This window comes from Pseudomonas sp. R1-15 (assembly GCF_051132085.1).
Classification (GTDB): Bacteria; Pseudomonadota; Gammaproteobacteria; order Pseudomonadales; family Pseudomonadaceae; genus Aquipseudomonas.
Genome location: NZ_CP071660.1, coordinates 4,866,701 through 4,886,496 on the forward strand (window position 1 = coordinate 4,866,701; position 19,796 = coordinate 4,886,496).

Genomic DNA, 19,796 nt, shown 5'->3' on the forward strand with positions numbered 1-19,796 from the left:
CCCGTTCGAACCACCGGCAGGCCGCCTCTTTCCGGCCACGACAATAAGGATTTCCCCATGAGCATGCTCAAAGACCCGTCTTCGAAGTACCGCGCCTTCCCGACCATCAACCTGCCGGATCGCACCTGGCCATCGAAGACCATCACCGCCGCGCCGATCTGGTGCAGCTCCGACCTGCGCGATGGCAACCAGTCGCTGATCGAACCGATGGATGCGGCCAAGAAACTGCGCTTCTGGAAAACCCTCGTTGCAGTGGGCGTGAAGGAAATCGAAGCATCGTTCCCGGCCGCTTCGCAGACTGACTTCGACTTTGTGCGCACCCTCATCGAAGAAGGCCACATCCCGGACGACACCACCATCCAGGTGCTGACCCAGGCCCGTGAAGACCTGATCGCTCGTACCTTCGAGTCCCTGCGTGGCGCGAAGAAAGCCATCGTCCACCTGTATAACGCCACCTGCCCGTCGTTTCGCCGCATCGTGTTCAACCAGGACAAGGAAGGCGTGAAGGAAATCGCCGTGAACGCGGCCAAGCTGTTCGTAAAATACGCCGCCCAGCAGCCGGAAACCCAATGGCAGTTCGAGTATTCGCCAGAAACCTTCAGCGCGACCGAGCTGGAGTTCGCCAAGGAAGTCTGCGACGCGGTGATCGAAGTGTGGAACCCGACGCCTGAGCGCAAGGTGATCCTCAACCTGCCGGCCACCGTCGAAGTCGCCACCCCGAACATCTACGCCGACCAGATCGAGTGGTTCCACCGCAACATCACCCGGCGTGACAGCGTGCTCATCAGCCTGCACACCCACAACGACCGTGGCACCGGCGTGGCCGCCACCGAGCTGGGCCTGATGGCCGGCGCCGACCGTGTCGAAGGCTGCCTGTTCGGCAACGGCGAGCGCACCGGCAACGTCGACCTGGTGACCGTGGCGCTGAACCTCTACACCCAGGGCATCGACCCTGAGCTGGACTTCTCCGACATCGACGGCGTGCGCAAAGTCGTCGAGGAATGCAACCAGATCCCGGTCCATCCACGTCACCCGTATGTCGGCGACCTGGTCCACACCGCGTTCTCCGGCTCGCACCAGGACGCAATCCGCAAGGGCTTCGCCCAGCAGAAACCGGATACCCTGTGGGAAGTACCGTACCTGCCGATCGACCCGGCCGACATCGGCCGCAGCTACGAAGCGGTAATCCGCGTGAACAGCCAGTCGGGCAAGGGCGGCATCGCCTACCTCCTGGAACAGGAATACGGCATCAGCTTGCCGCGTCGCATGCAGATCGAGTTCAGCCAGGTGGTACAGCGTGAAACCGATCGCCTGGGCCTGGAAATGACTGCCCAGCAGATCCACGCCCTGCTCCAGCGCGAATATCTGCAAGCCAACACTCCGTACGCGCTGGTCAGCCATCGCCTGCAGGAAGAGAACGGCAACAGCGCCGTGGAAGTGGAAGTCGCCAGCAAGGGCCAGGGCGAGACCAACCTGCACTGGCGTGGCCGAGGCAACGGCGCGCTGGAAGCGCTGGTGGCCGGGCTGCCGATTCCGGTGGAAATCATGGACTACAACGAACACGCCATCGGCGCCGGCACCAACGCGAAGGCTGCGGCGTACATCGAACTGCGCGTCAACGGCGAACGTGCGGTGCACGGCGTGGGAATCGATGAAAACATCACCACGGCGAGCTTCAAGGCGCTGTTCAGTGCGCTGAACCGCTCGCTGAGCCAGCCGGAAGCCAAGGCGGCTTGATCGGTCGCTGAAAAACAAAAGGCCCCGGGGCGTGAACCTCGGGGCCTTTTGTTTGGCTTGGTTTTGGGTTGGCTGTTCCGGCCTCTTCGCGAGCAGGCTCGCTCTCACAGTGGTCGGCGTGATGCACATATTGTGGGAGCGAGCCTGCTCGCGAAAGCGGTCCGTCAGACAACACCAAACTCAGGCATGGGTATCGATCGAAACCGTCATCGCCTGCAGCAGCGCGGCCTGAAGGGTCTGCAATGTGGCCTGGGTCCCCATGATCTGGGTCTGGATCGCCATGGCCTGCTGGGCTTTCTGCTCCTCGTCGGCCCGGCTTTTCTGCACGCGGGCCAATTGGGCCTGCTGGTCGGCCAGCAACTTTTCGGTCCGCTCGATCTGCTTCTTCAACTGCTCAATGATATTGCTGCCATTGCTGCCGCCAACACCAGCGATATTCGCCCCGCTGGTGTCGACTTTCAGTTCCTTGTCCTTGTCTTCGCCGGTGTCAGGCGATACCACCGGACTGACGGCTTTCTCTTCCTCGGCGCCCCTGATGGAGACTTTGGGGGCCGACAGCGGATATGGGTTTACGGTCGTTGCGCTGATACTGGTCATGGGGACTCCTCCTTGGCTGACCTGTTATCGGCGTGCAATACCGTTCCTTGAGGGCTGAATCGTTTCAATATACGAATTCGAAGCGATCAGCGTCCAGGTTCGCCGGAAAGCGTGTGCGATACGCTGCCAGGTCCGCCGCGCTCAGGCACACCATGAACACGCCGTCGGCCTCGCCGGCACTGAGCAGCGTCTCGCCCTGGAAGTCCAGCACCTGACTGTCACCGGTATAAGCGAAGCCCTTGCCGTCGGTGCCGATCCGGTTCACCGCCGCCACATAGCAGAGATTTTCGATGGCCCGTGCCGGCAGCAGCCGGTTCCAGTGCTGACGCCGGGCGCCCGGCCAGTTGGCGGTGTATAGCAACAGGTCGGTGTCCTCGGCATCGCGACTCCACGCCGGGAAGCGCAGGTCGTAGCAGATCAGCGGCCGAATCCGCCAGCCCTTGAGCTCGAACAACACCTGCTGGTCACCCGGTGTGTAATGGTTGTGCTCGCCGGCCATGCGAAACAGATGACGCTTGTCGTAATGCAGCACCTCGCCATCCGGACGCGCCCACAGCAAGCGATTGCGATGGCTGCCGTCGGCGGCCTGGATGATCACGCTGCCGGTGATCACGGCGTCCAGCTTTGCCGCCTGGGCCTTGAGCCACTGGCTGGCGGGGCCGTTCTCCGGCTCGGCCAGGGCCTCGGACTCCATGGAAAAACCGGTGGTGAACATTTCCGGCAGGATGATCAGGTCCGCCCCGCGCGCCTGTTCGAGCAGCGCGTCGAAATGTTCCAGGTTGGCCCGGCGGTCATGCCAGGCCAGCGTAGTCTGGATCAAGGCGATGTTCAGGTTGGGCAACGCGCTCAGATCACGCATAGTTTTTCCGCCGCTTCGCGCAGCGTCTCCTCGCGTTTGGCAAAACACAGGCGCACCAGACGCTGGCCCTGCGGCGGGTTCTGGTAGAACACCGAGATCGGAATGGTCGCCACGCCGTGTTCGCGGGTCATCCAGAGCGCCATGTCGACGTCATTGAGGTCTGGGCGGATCTGCGAATAATCCACCAACTGGAAATACGTACCGGCGACACGCTTGAAAGTGAAGCGCGACGGCGCCAGCAGATCGCAGAACAGGTCGCGCTTGGCCTGATAAAAATCCGGCAGTTCATCGACATGCTCCGGATGCTCGGCCATGTAGTCGGCCAACGCGTATTGCAACGGTGTCACGCCGCAGAAACTGACGTACTGGTGCACCTTGCGAAGCTCCGCCGTCAGGGCCGCTGGCGCGACGACGTAGCCGGTTTTCCAGCCCGTGACGTGGTAGGTCTTGCCGAACGAACTGACGACGAAGGCACGGCGGTAGAGTTCTTCGTGGGCAAGGACGCTGACATGGGGCACGTCGTCGAATACCAGATGCTCATAAACCTCATCGCTGATCAGGTAGATGTCGCGATCGCGAATCAACGCCGCCAACTGGTCCAGCTCGGCGCGGCTGATCAATGCGCCGCTGGGGTTGTGCGGCGTGTTGAGGATGATCATCCGTGTGCGCGGGCTCAGGGCTTCGCCAAGCTTCTGGAAGTCGATGGCAAAATCATCCAGGCCCAGTTGCACATGTACGCAACGCCCGCCGGCCAGTTGCACGGCAGGTTCGTAGCTGTCGTACGCTGGGTCGAAGACGATCACTTCGTCGCCGCTGTGTACCACCGCCGCGATGGCGCAGAAAATCGCCTGGGTCGCGCCGGGGGTCACGGTGACTTCCTGATCGGCGTCGACGCTGGCGCCATAGCTGCGGGCGATCTTTGCCGCGATCTGCTGGCGCAGGGCTGGCAGGCCGGTCATCGGCGAATATTGATTGTGGCCTTGGGCGATATGCCGGCCCACTGCATCGCGCAGGGCCTGCGGGCCATCGAAATCGGGAAACCCCTGGGACAGGTTCAGCGCACCGGTCTGCGCGGCAAGCTGGGACATCTGGGTAAAAATGGTGATGCCGACATTCGGCAACTTGCTGGTGATCATCGAGGGTTCCCTGGATCTGCACCCGGCTCTGGCGCGGCGCGGGAGAGGTCGAGGATAGCCCAATCGCCGGGCATGAAAAAGGGTGCCCCGTGGGCACCCTCTTCAATTGTTGCCGAACACCGTGGCGAGGGAGCTTGCTCCCGCTGGGTTGCGAAGCAGCCCCAAGATGTATCCACCACAGCGGTGCATCAGACAAAACGCAGGGGGCTGCTGCGCAGCCCAGCGGGAGCAAGCTCCCTCGCCACAAAAGCGGTCTTGAGAAGCCAGGATCAGCGCTTGTCGCGGCGCTTCTTGTCGGCCTTCTTGTGGTGCGACATCAAGCGGCGCTTCTTGTTGACCTGGCGGTCGGTGAGCGTGTTCTTGTTGCCTTCGTACGGGTTCTCGCCGCCCTTGAACTCGATGCGTATCGGCGTACCGACCAGCTTCAGGACGCGACGGTAAGTGTTTTCCAGATAACGAACGTAGGACTTGGGCACCTTCTCGATCTGGTTACCGTGGATCACGATGATCGGTGGGTTGGCACCGCCCAAGTGGGCGTAGCGCAGCTTGATCCGTCGGTTGTTGACCATCGGTGGCGCATGCTCGCCGACCGCGTCTTCGAGGATCTGGGTCAGGCGGTTGGTCGGCCAGCGGGTAACCGCCGACTTGAACGAGTTCTGCACCGAGGCGTAGAGGTTGCCCACGCCGGTACCGTGCAGGGCCGAGATGAAGTGGATGTCGGCAAAGTCGACGAAGAACAGCCGACGCTGCAGTTCGACCTTGACGTAATCGCGCTCGCTCGGCGTCATGCCGTCCCACTTGTTGATCGCGATGACCAGTGCACGACCGGCTTCCAGGGCGAAGCCCAGCAGGTTCAAGTCGTGATCGACCACGCCTTCGCGGGCGTCCATCACAAAGATCACCACGTTGGCGTCTTTGATCGCCTGCAGGGTTTTGACCACGGAGAATTTTTCGACTTCTTCGTGGATCTTGCCGCGCTTGCGCACACCGGCCGTGTCGATCAGCGTGTACTTCTCTTCGTTACGCTCGAAGGGAATGTAGATGCTGTCACGGGTGGTGCCGGGCTGGTCGTAGACGATGACCCGGTCTTCACCGAGCATGCGGTTGACCAGCGTCGACTTGCCGACGTTCGGGCGGCCGATGATGGCGATCTTGATGCCGTCCTTTTCGCTCGGACCAGGAATACGCTTGGCTTCCTCGCCCTCGGCAACGATTTCTTCCTCGCCCTCTTCCGGCTCGTCTTCATCGTCCTTGGGGAAATCAGCCAGGGCGATTTCAAGCATCTGGGTGATGCCACGACCGTGGGCACCGGCGATCGGAATCGCCTGGCCCATGCCCAAAGGTGCGAACTCGGCGCGAGCCATGTCGGGGTCGATGTTGTCGACCTTGTTGGCAACGACGTATGAACGCTTGTTACGTTTGCGCAAATGCTCGGCGATCATCTGGTCGGCGGCGGTAAAACCAGCCTTGGCGTCTACCAGGAACAGCACCACATCGGCTTCTTCGATGGCCAGCAGCGACTGCTCGGCCATTTTTTCGTCCATGCCGTGTTCATCACCGGAGATGCCGCCGGTGTCGACCAGAATATAGGTACGCCCTTGCCACTTGGCCTCACCGTATTGGCGATCACGGGTCAGACCGGACAAGTCGCCGACGATAGCGTCGCGAGTCCTGGTCAGGCGGTTGAACAAGGTGGACTTGCCGACGTTCGGTCGGCCCACCAGGGCGATTACGGGAACCATGCGGCTCTCCACTTCGTTATTTCAGAAAATACAAAAGCCGCTGCGAGGCAGCGGCTGGTGCTCGGGGGCCACCTTGTGAGAGCGAGCCTGCTCGCGAAAGCAGTGGGTCAGTCGACATACAGGCCGCTGGACCAGCGCATTCGCGAGCAGGCTCGCGCCTACAAAGGTGAAGCCGCTTGGGAATTAACCCAAGCATAGTCTTACTTGATGGTCAGGGCTTCCAGTTTGCCGCTGTTGCCATACACATAAATCATGTTTCCCACCACCAGCGGACGGGCACGCAGGCCGTCGCTGTCGATGCGCTCGCGACCGACGAAACGACCGTCGACCTGGCTGAGCAGGTGCAGGTAACCTTCCAGGTCACCCACTGCAACGTAGCTGGAGAACACTTCCGGGGCCGACAATTGGCGACGGGCCAGGGAGTCGTTGCTCCACAATGCGGTGGTGGAACGCTCGTCAACGCCTTCGACGGTACCCGAGGACAGGCTCACGTAGACGCTGCCGAAACCTTGGGCGACACCGGCGTAGCTCGACGCATCGCGCTGCCACAACGGACGACCGCTTTCCAGGTCCAGCGCCGCAACGCGGCCCTGGTAACTGGCGACGTACAGCGTACCGCCGGACAGCAGCAGGCCGCCGTCGATGTCGACCACACGCTCCAGCTCCGAACGACCTTGCGGGATCGCTACGCGCTGTTCCCAGACCGGTACGCCGTTGGAAATATCCAGGGCCACGACTTTACCGGTCGACAAGCCAGCCACCGCGAGGCGGTTGGTGACGATCGGCGCGCTGGTGCCACGCAGGGTCAGTACCGCCGGAGTGCTGTCGTACAACCAGCGCTGGTTGCCGGTAGCGGCATCCAGGCCGATCAGGCGGTCATCCTGGGTCTGTACCACGACCACATCACCGTTGGTGGCAGGCGGCGCGAGGACTTCGCTGGTCACGCGGGCGCGCCATCTCTCTTCACCGCTGCTCGCGTCCAGGGCGACGATCTCGCCCTTGAGCGTGCCGATCATGACCAGCCCGTAACCCACGCCAACGGCGCCGGACACAGGCAGCTCAAGATCCTTTTCCCATTTGACGTCGCCGCTCATGCGATCCATGGCCATGACGACGCCAGTCACGTCGCCGGCATAGAGGGTGTCGCCGTCGATGGCCGGCACCAGCATGTTGTAGGTTTCACCCTGGCCGTCCCCGATGGAGCGGCTCCATTGCTTCTGCAGCACGACTTCTTCTTTGAAATCGGTCAGTTCGGCCGGAGGCAGTTCTTTCTTGCTGTTGCTGCTGCAACCCGCGGCCAGAATGGCCAGGGCCAGCAATGCTGCATGTTTCCAACGGATCACGTCACGCATCCCCTTTGGCCAGGTCGTCCAGCTTGATTTGCAGGCCACCGACTGCGGCTTCATCCGACAGCGCAGCCTTGGCTTTTTGGTAGGCCGCATGGGCCTCATTGGCACGGCCCAGCTGTACCAGCAGGTCGCCCTTGAGTTCTTCGCGGGTCGCCAGGAACGCCTTGTCGGCGTCGCCGTCGAGCAGCTTCAGCGCGTCTTCGGCCTTGTTCTGTGCCGCCAGCACCTGCGCCAGGCGCTGACGCGCAACTTCGCCCAGGGTCGGGTTGGCCGGTTTGTCGACGATGGCTTTCAGCTCGGTGACCGCGTCGTCCAGCTTGCCGCTGTCGACCGCGACCTTGGCCACGAACAGGCTGCCGTACTGGGCGTAGGCGGTGCCGCCGAACTCTTTGTTGAGCTTGCCGGCCAGGTCCGCCACGCGCGCCGCGTCAGGCTTGCCGTCGGGGGTCAGGGTGGTTTCCAGCAGTTGCTGGTAAAGCACCGAGGCACCTTGCGACTGGTTGCTCTGGTATTTCTGGTAGGCCTGCCAGCCGAACACGATGACCAGCGCCAACAGGCCGCCAGTGACCAGCGGCTTGCCGTTGCGCGTCCACCAGTCCTTCAAATCCGCCAGCTGTTCATCTTCGGTACTCGACACCCCAATACTCCTTAATCGCTAAATCGGCTGTTTGACAGCTTCAACCCTGCACGACGCAGGTGGCCAGGTGTGCAGCAAGCGCATCCCAGGCAATGCTTTGTTGTTCGCCCTGGCCACGCAGGGGTTTGAAACCTACCACTTGTTGAGCCAGTTCGTCGTCACCAAGAATCAGTGCGTACAGTGCACCGCTCTTGTCGGCCTTCTTGAATTGGCTCTTGAAGCTGCCGGCGCCGGCGTTGATCTGCAGACGCAGGTTGGGCAACTGATCGCGCACTCGCTCGCTCAGGGCCAGGGCGGCCAGTTCGGCGGCCTCGCCAAAGGCGCAGAGGTACACATCGACCTGGCGGGCCAGTTCTTCCGGCACTTTATCCAGCGCCTCAAGCATCAGCACCAGACGCTCGATGCCCATGGCGAAGCCCACGCCCGGGGTCGGCTTGCCGCCCATCTGCTCCACCAGCCCGTCGTAGCGGCCACCGGCGCATACGGTGCCTTGGGCGCCGAGCTTGTCGGTGACCCATTCGAAGACGGTCTTGCTGTAGTAATCCAGGCCACGGACCAACTTGGGGTTGATCACGTAAGGGATGCCGACGGCGTCCAGACGTGCCTTCAGCCCTTCGAAATGCGCGCGGGATTCGTCGTCGAGGTAGTCGGCCATTTTCGGCGCGTCCACCAGGATCGCCTGGGTCTCCGGGTGCTTGGTATCGAGCACGCGCAGCGGGTTGGTCTTCAGGCGGCGCTGGCTGTCTTCGTCGAGCTTGTCGACATGGGCGGACAGAAACTCCACCAACGCCTCGCGGTAGCGGCCACGGGATTCGCTGGTGCCCAGGCTGTTGAGCTCAAGCTTGACCGCATCGCGCAGGCCCAGCTCGCCCCACAGGCGCCAGGTCATCACAATCAGCTCGGCATCGATGTCCGGACCTGCAAGGTTGAATACTTCAAGGCCGATCTGGTGAAACTGGCGATAACGACCTTTCTGCGGACGCTCGTGGCGGAACATCGGGCCGATGTACCAGAGTTTCTGCACCTGGCCGCCGCCGGTGATGCCGTGCTCAAGCACTGCACGCACGCATGCTGCCGTGCCTTCGGGGCGCAGGGTCAGGGAATCGCCGTTGCGATCGTCGAAGGTGTACATCTCTTTTTCGACGATGTCGGTCACTTCACCGATGGAGCGCTTGAACAGCTCGGTGAACTCGACGATGGGCATGCGGATCTGCCGGTAACCGTAGTTATCCAGCAGGCGCGCGACGGTGCCCTCGAAATAGCGCCACAGCGGCGTCTGCTCGGGCAGGATGTCGTTCATGCCACGAATGGCTTGCAGAGACTTGCTCACGTGTATTCCTTAATCTTGCGACTTAACCGCGCGCGATGACCGCTGCGTCGGCTTCGACCTTTTCGGCCGCTTTCTGGCGGATCAGCTTTTCCAGCTCATCCACCAGATTGTCATTCGTCAGTTTCTGCGACGGCTTGCCGTCGATGTAAATCAGGTTCGGCGTGCCGCCCGTCAGGCCGATATGGGCCTCCTTGGCTTCGCCGGGCCCGTTGACCACGCAACCGATCACCGCGACATCCAGCGGCACCAGCAGGTCTTCAAGGCGCCCTTCCAGCTCGTTCATCGTCTTGACCACATCGAAGTTCTGCCGCGAGCAGCTCGGGCAGGCGATGAAGTTGATCCCACGGGAACGCAGGTGCAGGGACTTGAGGATGTCGTAGCCGACTTTCACTTCCTCGACCGGGTCCGCTGCCAACGAGATGCGGATGGTATCGCCTATCCCTTCGGCGAGCAGCATACCGAGGCCGACGGCAGATTTCACCGTACCCGAGCGCAACCCACCGGCTTCGGTGATGCCCAGGTGCAACGGCTGGACGATTTCCTTGGCCAGCAGGCGGTAGGCTTCGACGGCCATGAACACGTCGGAGGCCTTCACGCTGACCTTGAAGTCCGGGAAATTCAGGCGTTCGAGGTGCTCGACATGGCGCAGCGCCGATTCCACCAGCGCGGCCGGAGTCGGTTCGCCGTACTTCTTCTGCAGGTCTTTTTCCAGGGAACCGGCATTGACGCCGATACGGATCGGAATGCCGCGATCACGGGCGGCATCCACCACCGCGCGCACGCGATCTTCGCGACCGATGTTGCCCGGGTTGATGCGCAGGCAGTCGACGCCCAGCTCGGCCACGCGCAAGGCAATGCGGTAGTCGAAGTGAATATCGGCCACCAACGGCACCTTGACCAGCTGCTTGATCTTGCCGAACGCCTCGGCGGCGTCCATGTCCGGCACGGATACGCGCACGATATCGACGCCGGCGGCTTCAAGACGATTGATTTGCGCGACCGTGGCGGCCACGTCATTGGTGTCGCTGTTGGTCATGCTCTGCACAGCGATTGGCGCATCGCCGCCCACGGGCACGTTACCGACCCAGATCTTCCGGGATTCGCGACGCTTGATAGGAGATTCGCCGTGCATGACTTATTGACCCAACTTCAGGCGAGCGGTCTCGCCACTGGTGAACGGAGCCACATCGACCGGCTGGCCGTTGTAGCTGACCTGCGCGCCACGGGCATAGCCCAGGCGTACGGCAAACGGCGGCCTGCCGTTGACGGACGTGCTGTCGCCCTTGCGCTTGAGGCCGCTGAACAGGACCCTGCCGTTGCCGTCGGTAATCTGCGTCCAGCAATCGGCAGTGAACTGGATCTGTACCTGGCCATCGCCGGGCGCAGGAGCCGGGGCCGCCGGGGTTGCTGGCGCTGCTGGCACGGCCGGAGCGGCCACGGTTGGCGCTGGCGTGACGGGGGCTGGAGCCGTGGGGGTGGTCGGCGCGCTGCCGGCATGGGCCGGAGCCGTGGGGGCGGCAGGCGTCGGGGCTGGCGCGGGAACGGATGGCATGACAGGCTCGGCACCCGCGGCGGCATCGGTCTCGCCGCTGTCCTGCCCTTGAGGCAATGCCAGGGCGGTTTCACCCTCGGTCTGCCCTTCGACAACAGCCTGGTCTTCCGGCTCATCCAGCGGATGAATCTGGGTGGTGCCGTCGGCGCCTTCGACTTCGACATGCTCAGGGTTCATCGCAACCGGCTCCTTGCTGCGCAAGGAAGCCTGATCCTGCCACCAGACGAAACCGCCACCGATCACCGCGATCAGCAGCAGCAGGCTGACGATACGCAAAATGGTGTGGGAAACACGCACTGGCTCCTCGATACGACCCAGGCTGTGCACACTGCTGCCCTGGGCGTCGGAACCGGTGTATTGATCGAATTGCTGGACCAGCACGGTCTGGTCCATGCCAAGCAACTTGGCATAGGCGCGGATGTAGCCCCGGGCGAAGGTATGCCCTGGCAATTTGTCGAACGCGCCGGCTTCCAGGTTGCTCAGGGAAGTCACGGTGAGATTGAGCTTGAGGGCCACTTCGGCCAGCGACCAACCATTGCTTTCGCGGGCTTGACGCAGGGTCTCACCGGGATTTACGCGAGTCGCTGCTACAACTTCGGGATGCGCCGCTTTCATCATTGCTCCGACAGGTATTGCTGATATTCCGGCGTACCGGGATAGAGTCTTTTGAGTTGCAGGCCATAACTGGCGGCCTTGTCACGATCTTCAAACACATGCGCCAGCCGAACGCCGAGCAATAGACTACGTGCATTTTGCTCGCTGAGCAGGCTAAACCGCTCGTAATAGTCGCGAGCGGGCACATAATGCCTGTCTTCGTAAGACAACTCAGCCATTTCCAGCAACGCGCGCGGTTGCTGGCGGTTGAGCCGCAGCGCCTTTTCGAGCTGCTGGCGGGCCAGGTCACGCTGGCCGAGTTTCGCGGCGGTCATGCCGAGGTTCTCGAACACCCGCGAACGCTCAGGGTAAAGGGTATCGGCGGCCGCTTGCTCGAAGCGCTCGTAGGCTTCCTTGTAGCGTGCCTGCTCGTAGAGGAAGCTGCCGTAGTTGTTGAGGATCCGGGCGTCTTGCGGGCGAGCGGACAACGCCTTGCGAAAGTGTTCGTCGGCCAGTTCCGGCTCCATCTCGGCCTGGAACACCAGGGCCAGCGCCGCATTGGCATCGGCGTCCGAGCTGTCCAGCTCAAGGGCCTTCTTGAGCGGCACCTTGGCCCGTTCGGTCATGCCCTGTTGCAAATAGCCGATGCCCAGCTGCACATAGGCCTCGCGCGCTTCGTCACGGCCCTTGCTGGTTTTCATCGGGTTATAGTCGCCCGACAGAACACAACCGGAACAAAGGCCGGCCAACAGCAACAGCAGCGCAAAGCGCAGGGACATAGAGTTCCTCTCTTAGTGACTGTTCGCAGCGTTCTGTACTGCATCGTCCGCGGCGTTCAATTCGCGCACGGCAATGTAGCGTTCGCTGCGACGGGTGCGATCCAGCACCTGTCCTACCAATTGGCCACACGCGGCATCGATGTCTTCGCCACGGGTGGTGCGCACGGTGACGTTGAAGCCAGCGTGGTGAAGCTGATCCTGGAACCGACGAATCGCATTGTTGCTCGGACGCTCGTAGCCGGAATGCGGGAACGGGTTGAACGGGATCAGGTTGATCTTGCACGGGATGTTCTTGAGCAGCTCGATCATCTCGACCGCGTGTTCAACCTTGTCATTTACGTCCTTGAGCAAGGTGTACTCGATGGTCAGCACGCGTTTTTCGCCCAGGGACGACATGTAGCGCTGGCACGACTCGAGCAGCATCTTAAGCGGATATTTCTTGTTGATCGGCACCAATTGGTTACGCAATGCGTCATTCGGTGCGTGCAGCGACAACGCCAGGGAGACGTCGATGTGCTTGGCCAGCTCATCGATCATCGGCACCACGCCGGAGGTGGACAGGGTCACGCGGCGCTTGGAGATGCCGTAGCCCAAGTCGTCCATCATCAGGTGCATGGCGGAGACGACGTTGTCGAAGTTCAGCAGCGGCTCCCCCATGCCCATCATCACCACGTTGGTGATGGCACGGTCGACGGTTGCCGGGACGCTGCCAAAGGATTTGTTGGCAATCCACACCTGGCCGATCACTTCGGCGGCGGTGAGGTTGCTGTTGAAGCCTTGCTTGCCGGTGGAGCAGAAACTGCAATCCAGGGCACAGCCTGCCTGGGACGAAACGCACAAGGTGCCGCGCTTGCCCTGGGGAATGTAGACGGTCTCGACGCAGCTGCCGGACGCCACGCGCACCACCCACTTGCGGGTGCCGTCGCTGGAAATGTCCTGGCTGACCACTTCGGGGCCGCGAATCTCGGCAACGGCCTTGAGCTTTTCGCGCAGGGCCTTGCCGACATTCGTCATGGCGTCGAAATCGTCGACGCCAAAGTGGTGAATCCATTTCATCACCTGACCGGCACGGAAACGCTTCTCCCCGATCGAGTCGAAGAATTTCTCCATTTCCGGCTGGGTCAGGCCCAACAGGTTGGTTTTGCCGTTCGATGTAGTCATGGATTCACCTTCACTCAAAAGCCTGGGCTTAGCGAGTGGTTACTTCAGTAGCGGAGAAAAAGTAAGCGATTTCGCGAGCAGCGGCGGCTTCGGAGTCCGAACCGTGGACGGCGTTGGCGTCGATGGATTCAGCGAAGTCAGCACGGATGGTGCCGGCAGCAGCTTCTTTAGGGTTGGTAGCGCCCATCAGCTCACGGTTGCGAGCGATGGCGTTTTCGCCTTCCAGCACCTGAACGACAACCGGACCGGAAGTCATGAAGGCAACCAGTTCACCGAAGAAACCGCGCTCGCTGTGCTCAGCGTAGAAGCCTTCGGCTTCGGCTTTGGACAGTTGCTTCATTTTCGAAGCTACAACGCGCAGGCCAGCGTCTTCGAAGCGGGTAACGATCTTGCCGATCACGTTTTTAGCAACGGCGTCAGGCTTGATGATGGAGAAAGTACGTTGAACAGCCATGGTGTAACTCCAGAAACGGTAATTTACGAAAAATTAAACCCGCGAATTATACGCGGGTTCTTGGGTATTGCCTAACCTGCGAGGCGATCAGTCCAATTCTGCGGCCCAGAGCTCCTGAACCGCTTCCAACACCTTCTCGCCGACTCGGCCAGAGGTGGCATCGAAGTCAGGCAGCTCAAGGATCATCTGCTGCAGACGGACGAAACCTACAGAGTACGGATCGAGACCCTCGTGGGCTTCGGCCAATTCTTCCGCGATGCGTTGTACATCATTCCAACCATAGCTCATGACAGTGTCACCATCAGTGCGGCGCTTCGGCCGCATGGTTAAGTGAGTATCTCGGGATTTCGACGGTCAGGTCTTCAGTGCCGACGATGGCCTGGCAACCCAGACGCGATTGCGGCTCAAGCCCCCAGGCGCGGTCAAGAAAGTCTTCTTCCAGCTCGTCCGCCTCTTCCAGCGACTCGAAACCTTCACGAATGATGCAGTGGCAGGTCGTGCAAGCGCAAACGCCGCCACAGGCACTTTCCATCTCGATGTGGTGTTCGTGGGCCAGGTCAAGAATGGACGTTCCGGGCTCGGCTTCCACGACCATGCCGTCCGGGCAGAACTTCTCGTGGGGCAGAAAAATCACCTGCGGCATCAGTTATTCCTCGATTTCATTCAGGTTGCGCCCCGCCAGGGCGGCTTTCACCGTCGAGTCCAGGCGGCGGGCAGCAAAGGCATCGGTGACTTGCGACAGACGCTTGGTCTGCTGCTCGATGGCATAACCATCCGTGCCCTTGATCAATTCGGAGAGTTCTTGCATCTGCATTTCGATGACCATGCGCTCCTCGGCGTCGAGCAAGCGCTCGCCGTCGGCTTCGAGGGCGGCTTGCACGGCTTCGACCAGGCGCTGGGCATCGACCTGCTGCTCGCGCAGCACACGTGCGACTTTGTCGTCGCTGGCGTGCTGGAACGAATCCTTGAGCATCTTGGCGATTTCGCCATCGGTCAGGCCGTAGGACGGCTTGACCTGGATGCTTGCCTCGACGCCCGAACCGAGCTCGCGGGCGGAGACATTGAGCAGGCCATCGGCGTCGACCTGGAAGGTCACGCGAATCTTCGCCGCGCCGGCAACCATCGCCGGGATGCCGCGCAATTCGAAACGCGCGAGGGAGCGGCAGTCGCTGATCAATTCACGTTCGCCTTGCAGCACATGAATCATCATGGCCGACTGGCCGTCTTTATAAGTGGTGAAATCCTGGGCGCGGGCGACGGGGATGGTGGTGTTGCGCGGGATCACCTTCTCCATCAGGCCGCCCATGGTTTCCAGACCCAGGGACAACGGAATCACGTCGAGCAGCAGCAATTCGCCGCCGTCGCGCTTGTTGCCAGCCAGGGTATCGGCCTGGATCGCGGCGCCGATGGCGACCACCTGGTCCGGGTCGATTTCAGTCAGCGGCTGGCGGCCAAAGGCTTCGGCAACGGCTTCGCGAACCCGAGGCACGCGGGTCGAACCACCGACCATGACCACGGCCTTGACATCTTCCAGCTCGACGCCGGAATCACGCACGGCACGGCGGCAGGCCTTGAGGCTGCGGGCGACCATGGGCTCGATGAGGGCATTGAAGGCTTCGCGGGTCAGCGTGGCTGTCCATTCGCCGTAAGCGACTTCAACGCTGGCGGCGTCGGTCAAGGCTTCCTTGGCGGCGCAGGCGGTTTGCAGCAGATGGCGCTGGGTACCCGGATCGAGATCAGCGGACAAGCCCGCCTGCTCGATGATCCAGCCGGCAATAGCGTGATCGAAGTCGTCGCCGCCCAGGGCGCTGTCGCCACCGGTGGCGAGGACTTCGAAGACCCCGCCGGTCAGGCGCAAGATCGAAATATCAAACGTGCCGCCGCCCAGGTCGTAAATGGCGACGAGGCCCTCGGCATGCTGGTCCAGCCCGTACGCCACCGCAGCCGCCGTCGGCTCGTTGAGCAGGCGCAGCACGTTGAGACCGGCGAGCTTGGCCGCGTCCTTGGTGGCTTGGCGCTGGGCGTCATCGAAATAGGCCGGGACGGTGATCACCGCGCCCACCAGTTCACCGCCCAACGCGGCTTCGGCGCGCTGACGCAGGACCTTGAGGATATCGGCGGAGACTTCTACCGGGCTTTTCGGGCCCTGCACGGTTTCGATGAACGGCATGTGGGATTCGCCGCCGACGAAACGGTACGGCAGTTGATCACCCAATTGCTTGACGTCGGACAGACCACGACCCATCAAGCGCTTGACCGACACGACGGTATTGAGTGGATCGGTGGCGGCGGCCAGCTTGGCCGACTCGCCAACTTCGACGCGATCGGCGTGATAGCGCACGGCAGACGGCAGGATCACCCGCCCCTGCTCGTCGGCCAGCGGCTCGGAAAGACCGCTGCGCAAAGCAGCGACCAGGGAATTGGTGGTACCCAAGTCGATCCCGACAGCCAGGCGACGCTGGTGCGGTTGTGGACTTTGGCCGGGTTCGGCGATCTGCAGTAGGGCCATCGTAATCAGGACTTATCTGTAATCAGGCGTGCGACCGGAGCGGCACTAGGTTAATCGTCGAGGCGCTCTTCCAGCTGGCGCACTTCGTAGGTCAGCTTGTCGAGGAACTGCATGCGCCGCATCAGGCGTTCGGCCTGTTCGCGTTGCGCAGCGTCGTTCCAGCAGGCGGCGAAGCTCTCGTTGAGTTCTTGCTGGGCGTCTTTCAGGCGACGCTTGAAGACCGCGACACCCGCCAGGTCGGCGCTGTCCTGCAGGTCTTCGAGCTCCTCGCGCCATTGCATCTGCTGCAACAGGAACTCGGGATCGTGCACCGTGACTTCCAGGGGCAACTCATGACCGCTGATGGCGAGCAGATAACGCGCGCGCTTGGCCGGACTCTTGAGCGTCTGGTAGGCCTCGTTGAGGTTCGCCGACTGCTCGAGCGCCCGCCGCTGCTCAGCCTCGGAGGCATCGGCAAAGCGGTCGGGGTGGACACCACGGGCCAGTTCCAGATAACGCGCGGACAACTGATCGAGGTCCAGCTGGAAAGCAGGCTGCAACTGGAACAACGCAAAATGACAAGGAGTACCCACGAGCAGCCTCAGATATTGAAGCTTTCGCCGCAGCCACACTCACCGCGCACGTTGGGGTTGTTGAACTTGAAGCCTTCGTTCAACCCTTCCTTGACGAAATCCAGCTCGGTGCCGTCCAGGTACGTCAGGCTCTTGGGATCGATGATCACTTTCTGACCATGACTCTCGAACACCTGATCGTCTTCACCGACTTCGTCGACGAATTCCAGTACATAGGCGAGGCCGGAACAACCCGTGGTGCGAACACCCAGGCGGATACCCTCGCCCTTGCCGCGCCCCGCAAGTGAGCGCTGGATATGGTTAGCTGCCGCTTCTGTCATCTGGATAGCCATGGAAACTCCTTACCGTAACGCGGATCAGATCAAGCCTTTCTTCTGCTTGTAGTCGCGAACGGCGGCCTTGATGGCGTCTTCAGCGAGTACCGAGCAGTGGATTTTCACTGGCGGCAAGGCCAGTTCTTCGGCCAACTGAGTGTTCTTGATGGTTTCGGCTTCGTCGAGGGTCTTGCCCTTCATCCACTCGGTGGCCAGGGAGCTGGACGCGATGGCGGAGCCGCAGCCGTAGGTCTTGAACTTGGCATCTTCGATGATGCCTTGTTCGTTGACCTTGATCTGCAGACGCATCACGTCGCCGCACGCCGGGGCGCCGACCATGCCGGTGCCGACGTCAGGATCCTGCGCGTCCATCTTGCCGACGTTGCGCGGGTTCTCGTAGTGGTCGATGACCTTTTCGCTATATGCCATTTGCTTCAATCCTCATCAGTGGAGCCGCTCTGGTGGCGACTTCTCAGTGCGCCGCCCATTCGATTTTCGAAATGTCGACGCCGTCTTTGTACATGTCCCACAGCGGCGAAAGAGCACGCAGCTTGGTAACGGCCTCGCAGACTTTCTGCGCGGCGTAATCGATTTCTTCTTCGGTGGTGAAGCGGCCGAAGGTGAAGCGGATCGAGCTGTGAGCCAGTTCGTCGTTGCGGCCCAGGGCACGCAGTACGTAGGAAGGCTCCAGCGACGCCGAGGTGCACGCCGAACCGGACGACACGGCCAGATCCTTGAGCGCCATGATCAGCGACTCGCCCTCAACGTAGTTGAAGCTCAGGTTCAGGTTGTGTGGAACGCGGGCGGTCATGCTGCCGTTGACGTAGAGCTCTTCGAGGTGCTCGACCTGCTTGAAGAAACGGTCGCTCAAGGCCTTGATGCGCACGTTCTCGGCGGCCATGTCTTCCTTGGCCACGCGGAAGGCTTCGCCCATGCCAACGATCTGGTGGGTCGCCAGGGTACCGGAACGCATGCCACGCTCGTGACCGCCGCCGTGCATGGTCGCTTCGAGGCGAACACGCGGCTTGCGGCTGACGTACAGGGCGCCGATGCCTTTAGGGCCATAAGTCTTGTGGGCCGAGAACGACATCAGGTCGACTTTCAGCTTGGACAGATCGATGTCGACCTTGCCGGTGGACTGCGCGCCGTCGACGTGGAACAGGACGCCCTTGGAACGGGTCAGTTCACCGATGGCCGCGATGTCGTTGACGGTGCCGATTTCGTTGTTCACATGCATGATCGAAACCAGGATGGTGTCGTCGCGCAGTACGGCTTCGACCATGGCCGGGGTGATGATGCCGTCTTCACCGGGCTCGATGTAGGTGACTTCGAAGCCTTCACGCTCCAGTTGGCGCATGGTGTCCAGGACAGCCTTGTGCTCGATCTTGGAGGTGATCAGGTGCTTGCCCTTGGTGTGGTAGAAATGCGCGACACCCTTGATTGCCAGGTTGTCGGACTCGGTGGCACCGGAGGTCCAGACGATCTCGCGGGGGTCGGCATTGACCAGGTCAGCGACTTGGCGACGGGCGTTTTCGACCGACTCTTCGGCTTTCCAGCCGAACACGTGGGAACGCGAGGCCGGGTTGCCGAAGTTTCCGTCGACCAGCAGGCATTCACTCATCTTTTGCGCGACACGCGGATCAACCGGGGTGGTCGCAGAGTAATCAAGGTAAATCGGCAATTTCATGGACTCTCTCCTAAATCAGGCTGGCTGGCGTTCCGCGTGCTCTGCGGCAGTCATTCGACGGCGGACGCTTCAATCTTGTCCAGGTGCGGCGCCTTGCCATTGCAACGGCGCTGGTCCTGACGCTGGGCTACTTCTTGCACCTCACGGCGAGTCACAAGGTCGGCCAAGCTGATACCACTCAGAAACTCGTGAATCTGCAGGCTCAAGTCGCACCACAGATGATGGGTCAGGCAGGTATCGCCGCCGTGGCAGTCGCCCAGCCCTTGGCATTTGGTCGCATCGACCGATTCGTTCACGGCATCGATCACCTGGGCGACCTGGATGCCTTGCATCTCGCGCGACAGCTGGTAGCCGCCACCGGGGCCACGAACGCTGGAGACCAGGTTGCTGCGGCGCAGCTTGGCGAACAGCTGTTCGAGGTAGGACAGGGAGATGCCCTGGCGTTCGGAGATATCGGCCAGGGACACCGGCCCGTGCTGCGCATGCAATGCCAGATCGAGCATTGCGGTCACGGCGTATCGGCCTTTTGTAGTCAGTCGCATGGACAATTACCACGAAGTTCGGAATGGGGGCGAGTATGCAATTCCCGAGTATTTAAGTCAAGTATAAGACCTAGTGCTTTACTCGGGTTTACCCGCAAAAGAGCGCGCGCATGATAGCAAACGTAGGCGGCTAACGACCAGCTGTACCGCGTTATCGTTCTTCGCGAGCAGGCTCGCTCCCACAGGGGACTGGCGGTCCAGCGCAGATCCAGTGCGGGAGCGAGCCTGCTCGCGAAGAGGCCTGC

General features: G+C 61.6%; 21 protein-coding genes. 1 reads left to right on the forward strand and 20 read right to left on the reverse strand.

The annotated features are described in order from the left end of the window. The first annotated feature begins 57 nt into the window (after positions 1-57). Entirely contained in the window at positions 58-1,737 is a 1,680-nt protein-coding gene (gene leuA / locus J3P97_RS21925) for a 2-isopropylmalate synthase (RefSeq protein ID WP_305499003.1), read from the forward strand. Positions 1,738-1,917: 180 nt separating this feature from the next. Here leuA and J3P97_RS21930 read toward each other — a convergent pair whose 3' ends face one another. The 20 genes from J3P97_RS21930 to iscR all read right to left on the reverse strand — a co-directional run bounded on the left by J3P97_RS21930 (position 1,918) and on the right by iscR (position 19,551). Further along, positions 1,918-2,334 carry a hypothetical protein gene (locus tag J3P97_RS21930; RefSeq protein ID WP_434571984.1) on the reverse strand — a complete coding sequence of 139 codons (417 nt, stop codon included), beginning with the start codon at positions 2,332-2,334 and terminating at the stop codon, positions 1,918-1,920. 64 nt (positions 2,335-2,398) lie between these two features. Further along, positions 2,399-3,193: an amidohydrolase gene (locus J3P97_RS21935; RefSeq protein ID WP_434601772.1), complete on the reverse strand. Its 795-nt coding sequence runs from the start codon at positions 3,191-3,193 to the stop codon at positions 2,399-2,401. Continuing rightward, positions 3,181-4,329 (reverse strand): pyridoxal phosphate-dependent aminotransferase, encoded by a 1,149-nt coding sequence (locus J3P97_RS21940; protein ID WP_434601773.1) that lies wholly within the window; start codon positions 4,327-4,329, stop codon positions 3,181-3,183. Before J3P97_RS21940 ends, J3P97_RS21935 begins: the two co-directional genes overlap by 13 nt. A 269-nt stretch (positions 4,330-4,598) precedes the next feature. Continuing rightward, on the reverse strand, positions 4,599-6,071 hold the full coding sequence (gene der, locus J3P97_RS21945; protein ID WP_030139585.1) for a ribosome biogenesis GTPase Der: 1,473 nt from the start codon (positions 6,069-6,071) through the stop codon (positions 4,599-4,601). A gap of 200 nt (positions 6,072-6,271) precedes the next feature. Next, positions 6,272-7,423 carry an outer membrane protein assembly factor BamB gene (bamB, locus tag J3P97_RS21950; protein WP_434571977.1) on the reverse strand — a complete coding sequence of 384 codons (1,152 nt, stop codon included), beginning with the start codon at positions 7,421-7,423 and terminating at the stop codon, positions 6,272-6,274. Continuing rightward, positions 7,416-8,057 carry a YfgM family protein gene (locus J3P97_RS21955; RefSeq protein WP_434571975.1) on the reverse strand — a complete coding sequence of 214 codons (642 nt, stop codon included), beginning with the start codon at positions 8,055-8,057 and terminating at the stop codon, positions 7,416-7,418. Before J3P97_RS21955 ends, bamB begins: the two co-directional genes overlap by 8 nt. A 40-nt stretch (positions 8,058-8,097) precedes the next feature. Continuing rightward, positions 8,098-9,387: a histidine--tRNA ligase gene (hisS, locus tag J3P97_RS21960; protein WP_434672754.1), complete on the reverse strand. Its 1,290-nt coding sequence runs from the start codon at positions 9,385-9,387 to the stop codon at positions 8,098-8,100. A gap of 22 nt (positions 9,388-9,409) precedes the next feature. Then, a complete protein-coding gene (gene ispG, locus J3P97_RS21965; RefSeq protein WP_305498996.1) occupies positions 9,410-10,519 on the reverse strand; it encodes a flavodoxin-dependent (E)-4-hydroxy-3-methylbut-2-enyl-diphosphate synthase in 1,110 nt (369 codons plus the stop codon). Between the two features lie 3 nt (positions 10,520-10,522). Then, on the reverse strand, positions 10,523-11,554 hold the full coding sequence (locus J3P97_RS21970) for a RodZ domain-containing protein (RefSeq protein WP_434672755.1): 1,032 nt from the start codon (positions 11,552-11,554) through the stop codon (positions 10,523-10,525). Further along, positions 11,554-12,312 (reverse strand): type IV pilus biogenesis/stability protein PilW, encoded by a 759-nt coding sequence (gene pilW / locus J3P97_RS21975; protein ID WP_305498992.1) that lies wholly within the window; start codon positions 12,310-12,312, stop codon positions 11,554-11,556. The genes J3P97_RS21970 and pilW overlap by 1 nt, the downstream gene beginning before the upstream one ends. Positions 12,313-12,324: 12 nt before the next feature. After that, positions 12,325-13,473, reverse strand: a complete 1,149-nt coding sequence (gene rlmN / locus J3P97_RS21980; RefSeq protein ID WP_053118626.1) for a 23S rRNA (adenine(2503)-C(2))-methyltransferase RlmN — start codon at positions 13,471-13,473, stop codon at positions 12,325-12,327. Between the two features lie 28 nt (positions 13,474-13,501). Continuing rightward, the gene (gene ndk, locus J3P97_RS21985; protein WP_042727994.1) at positions 13,502-13,927 is read right to left on the reverse strand and encodes a nucleoside-diphosphate kinase; all 426 of its coding nucleotides are present in this window, start codon (positions 13,925-13,927) and stop codon (positions 13,502-13,504) included. Positions 13,928-14,014: 87 nt separating this feature from the next. Then, positions 14,015-14,215: a Fe-S cluster assembly protein IscX gene (gene iscX, locus J3P97_RS21990; protein ID WP_016773328.1), complete on the reverse strand. Its 201-nt coding sequence runs from the start codon at positions 14,213-14,215 to the stop codon at positions 14,015-14,017. A gap of 13 nt (positions 14,216-14,228) precedes the next feature. Then, entirely contained in the window at positions 14,229-14,570 is a 342-nt protein-coding gene (gene fdx, locus J3P97_RS21995; protein WP_434571971.1) for an ISC system 2Fe-2S type ferredoxin, read from the reverse strand. Between the two features lie 3 nt (positions 14,571-14,573). Next, complete coding sequence (gene hscA, locus J3P97_RS22000) at positions 14,574-16,436, reverse strand: Fe-S protein assembly chaperone HscA (RefSeq protein ID WP_434571970.1); 1,863 nt, start codon at positions 16,434-16,436, stop codon at positions 14,574-14,576. 50 nt (positions 16,437-16,486) lie between these two features. After that, positions 16,487-17,008 (reverse strand): co-chaperone HscB, encoded by a 522-nt coding sequence (gene hscB / locus J3P97_RS22005; protein WP_305498984.1) that lies wholly within the window; start codon positions 17,006-17,008, stop codon positions 16,487-16,489. 8 nt (positions 17,009-17,016) lie between these two features. Further along, positions 17,017-17,340, reverse strand: a complete 324-nt coding sequence (gene iscA / locus J3P97_RS22010; RefSeq protein ID WP_003185155.1) for an iron-sulfur cluster assembly protein IscA — start codon at positions 17,338-17,340, stop codon at positions 17,017-17,019. Between the two features lie 24 nt (positions 17,341-17,364). Next, the gene (gene iscU / locus J3P97_RS22015) at positions 17,365-17,751 is read right to left on the reverse strand and encodes a Fe-S cluster assembly scaffold IscU (protein ID WP_003185157.1); all 387 of its coding nucleotides are present in this window, start codon (positions 17,749-17,751) and stop codon (positions 17,365-17,367) included. Positions 17,752-17,794: 43 nt separating this feature from the next. Then, complete coding sequence (locus tag J3P97_RS22020; protein ID WP_434571968.1) at positions 17,795-19,009, reverse strand: IscS subfamily cysteine desulfurase; 1,215 nt, start codon at positions 19,007-19,009, stop codon at positions 17,795-17,797. Positions 19,010-19,059: 50 nt separating this feature from the next. Continuing rightward, positions 19,060-19,551: a Fe-S cluster assembly transcriptional regulator IscR gene (iscR, locus tag J3P97_RS22025; RefSeq protein WP_030139599.1), complete on the reverse strand. Its 492-nt coding sequence runs from the start codon at positions 19,549-19,551 to the stop codon at positions 19,060-19,062. Positions 19,552-19,796 lie beyond the last annotated feature (245 nt).

Coding starts and splice junctions, on each gene's coding strand:
- leuA (WP_305499003.1), top strand. CDS start 58: ATGAGCATGCTCAAAGACCCGTCTTCGAAGTACCGCGCCTTCCCGACC.
- J3P97_RS21930 (WP_434571984.1), bottom strand. CDS start 2,334: ATGACCAGTATCAGCGCAACGACCGTAAACCCATATCCGCTGTCGGCC.
- J3P97_RS21935 (WP_434601772.1), bottom strand. CDS start 3,193: ATGCGTGATCTGAGCGCGTTGCCCAACCTGAACATCGCCTTGATCCAG.
- J3P97_RS21940 (WP_434601773.1), bottom strand. CDS start 4,329: ATGATCACCAGCAAGTTGCCGAATGTCGGCATCACCATTTTTACCCAG.
- der (WP_030139585.1), bottom strand. CDS start 6,071: ATGGTTCCCGTAATCGCCCTGGTGGGCCGACCGAACGTCGGCAAGTCC.
- bamB (WP_434571977.1), bottom strand. CDS start 7,423: ATGCGTGACGTGATCCGTTGGAAACATGCAGCATTGCTGGCCCTGGCC.
- ispG (WP_305498996.1), bottom strand. CDS start 10,519: ATGCACGGCGAATCTCCTATCAAGCGTCGCGAATCCCGGAAGATCTGG.
- J3P97_RS21970 (WP_434672755.1), bottom strand. CDS start 11,554: ATGAAAGCGGCGCATCCCGAAGTTGTAGCAGCGACTCGCGTAAATCCC.
- pilW (WP_305498992.1), bottom strand. CDS start 12,312: ATGTCCCTGCGCTTTGCGCTGCTGTTGCTGTTGGCCGGCCTTTGTTCC.
- rlmN (WP_053118626.1), bottom strand. CDS start 13,473: ATGACTACATCGAACGGCAAAACCAACCTGTTGGGCCTGACCCAGCCG.
- ndk (WP_042727994.1), bottom strand. CDS start 13,927: ATGGCTGTTCAACGTACTTTCTCCATCATCAAGCCTGACGCCGTTGCT.
- iscX (WP_016773328.1), bottom strand. CDS start 14,215: ATGAGCTATGGTTGGAATGATGTACAACGCATCGCGGAAGAATTGGCC.
- fdx (WP_434571971.1), bottom strand. CDS start 14,570: ATGCCGCAGGTGATTTTTCTGCCCCACGAGAAGTTCTGCCCGGACGGC.
- hscA (WP_434571970.1), bottom strand. CDS start 16,436: ATGGCCCTACTGCAGATCGCCGAACCCGGCCAAAGTCCACAACCGCAC.
- iscA (WP_003185155.1), bottom strand. CDS start 17,340: ATGGCTATCCAGATGACAGAAGCGGCAGCTAACCATATCCAGCGCTCA.
- iscU (WP_003185157.1), bottom strand. CDS start 17,751: ATGGCATATAGCGAAAAGGTCATCGACCACTACGAGAACCCGCGCAAC.
- J3P97_RS22020 (WP_434571968.1), bottom strand. CDS start 19,009: ATGAAATTGCCGATTTACCTTGATTACTCTGCGACCACCCCGGTTGAT.
- iscR (WP_030139599.1), bottom strand. CDS start 19,551: ATGCGACTGACTACAAAAGGCCGATACGCCGTGACCGCAATGCTCGAT.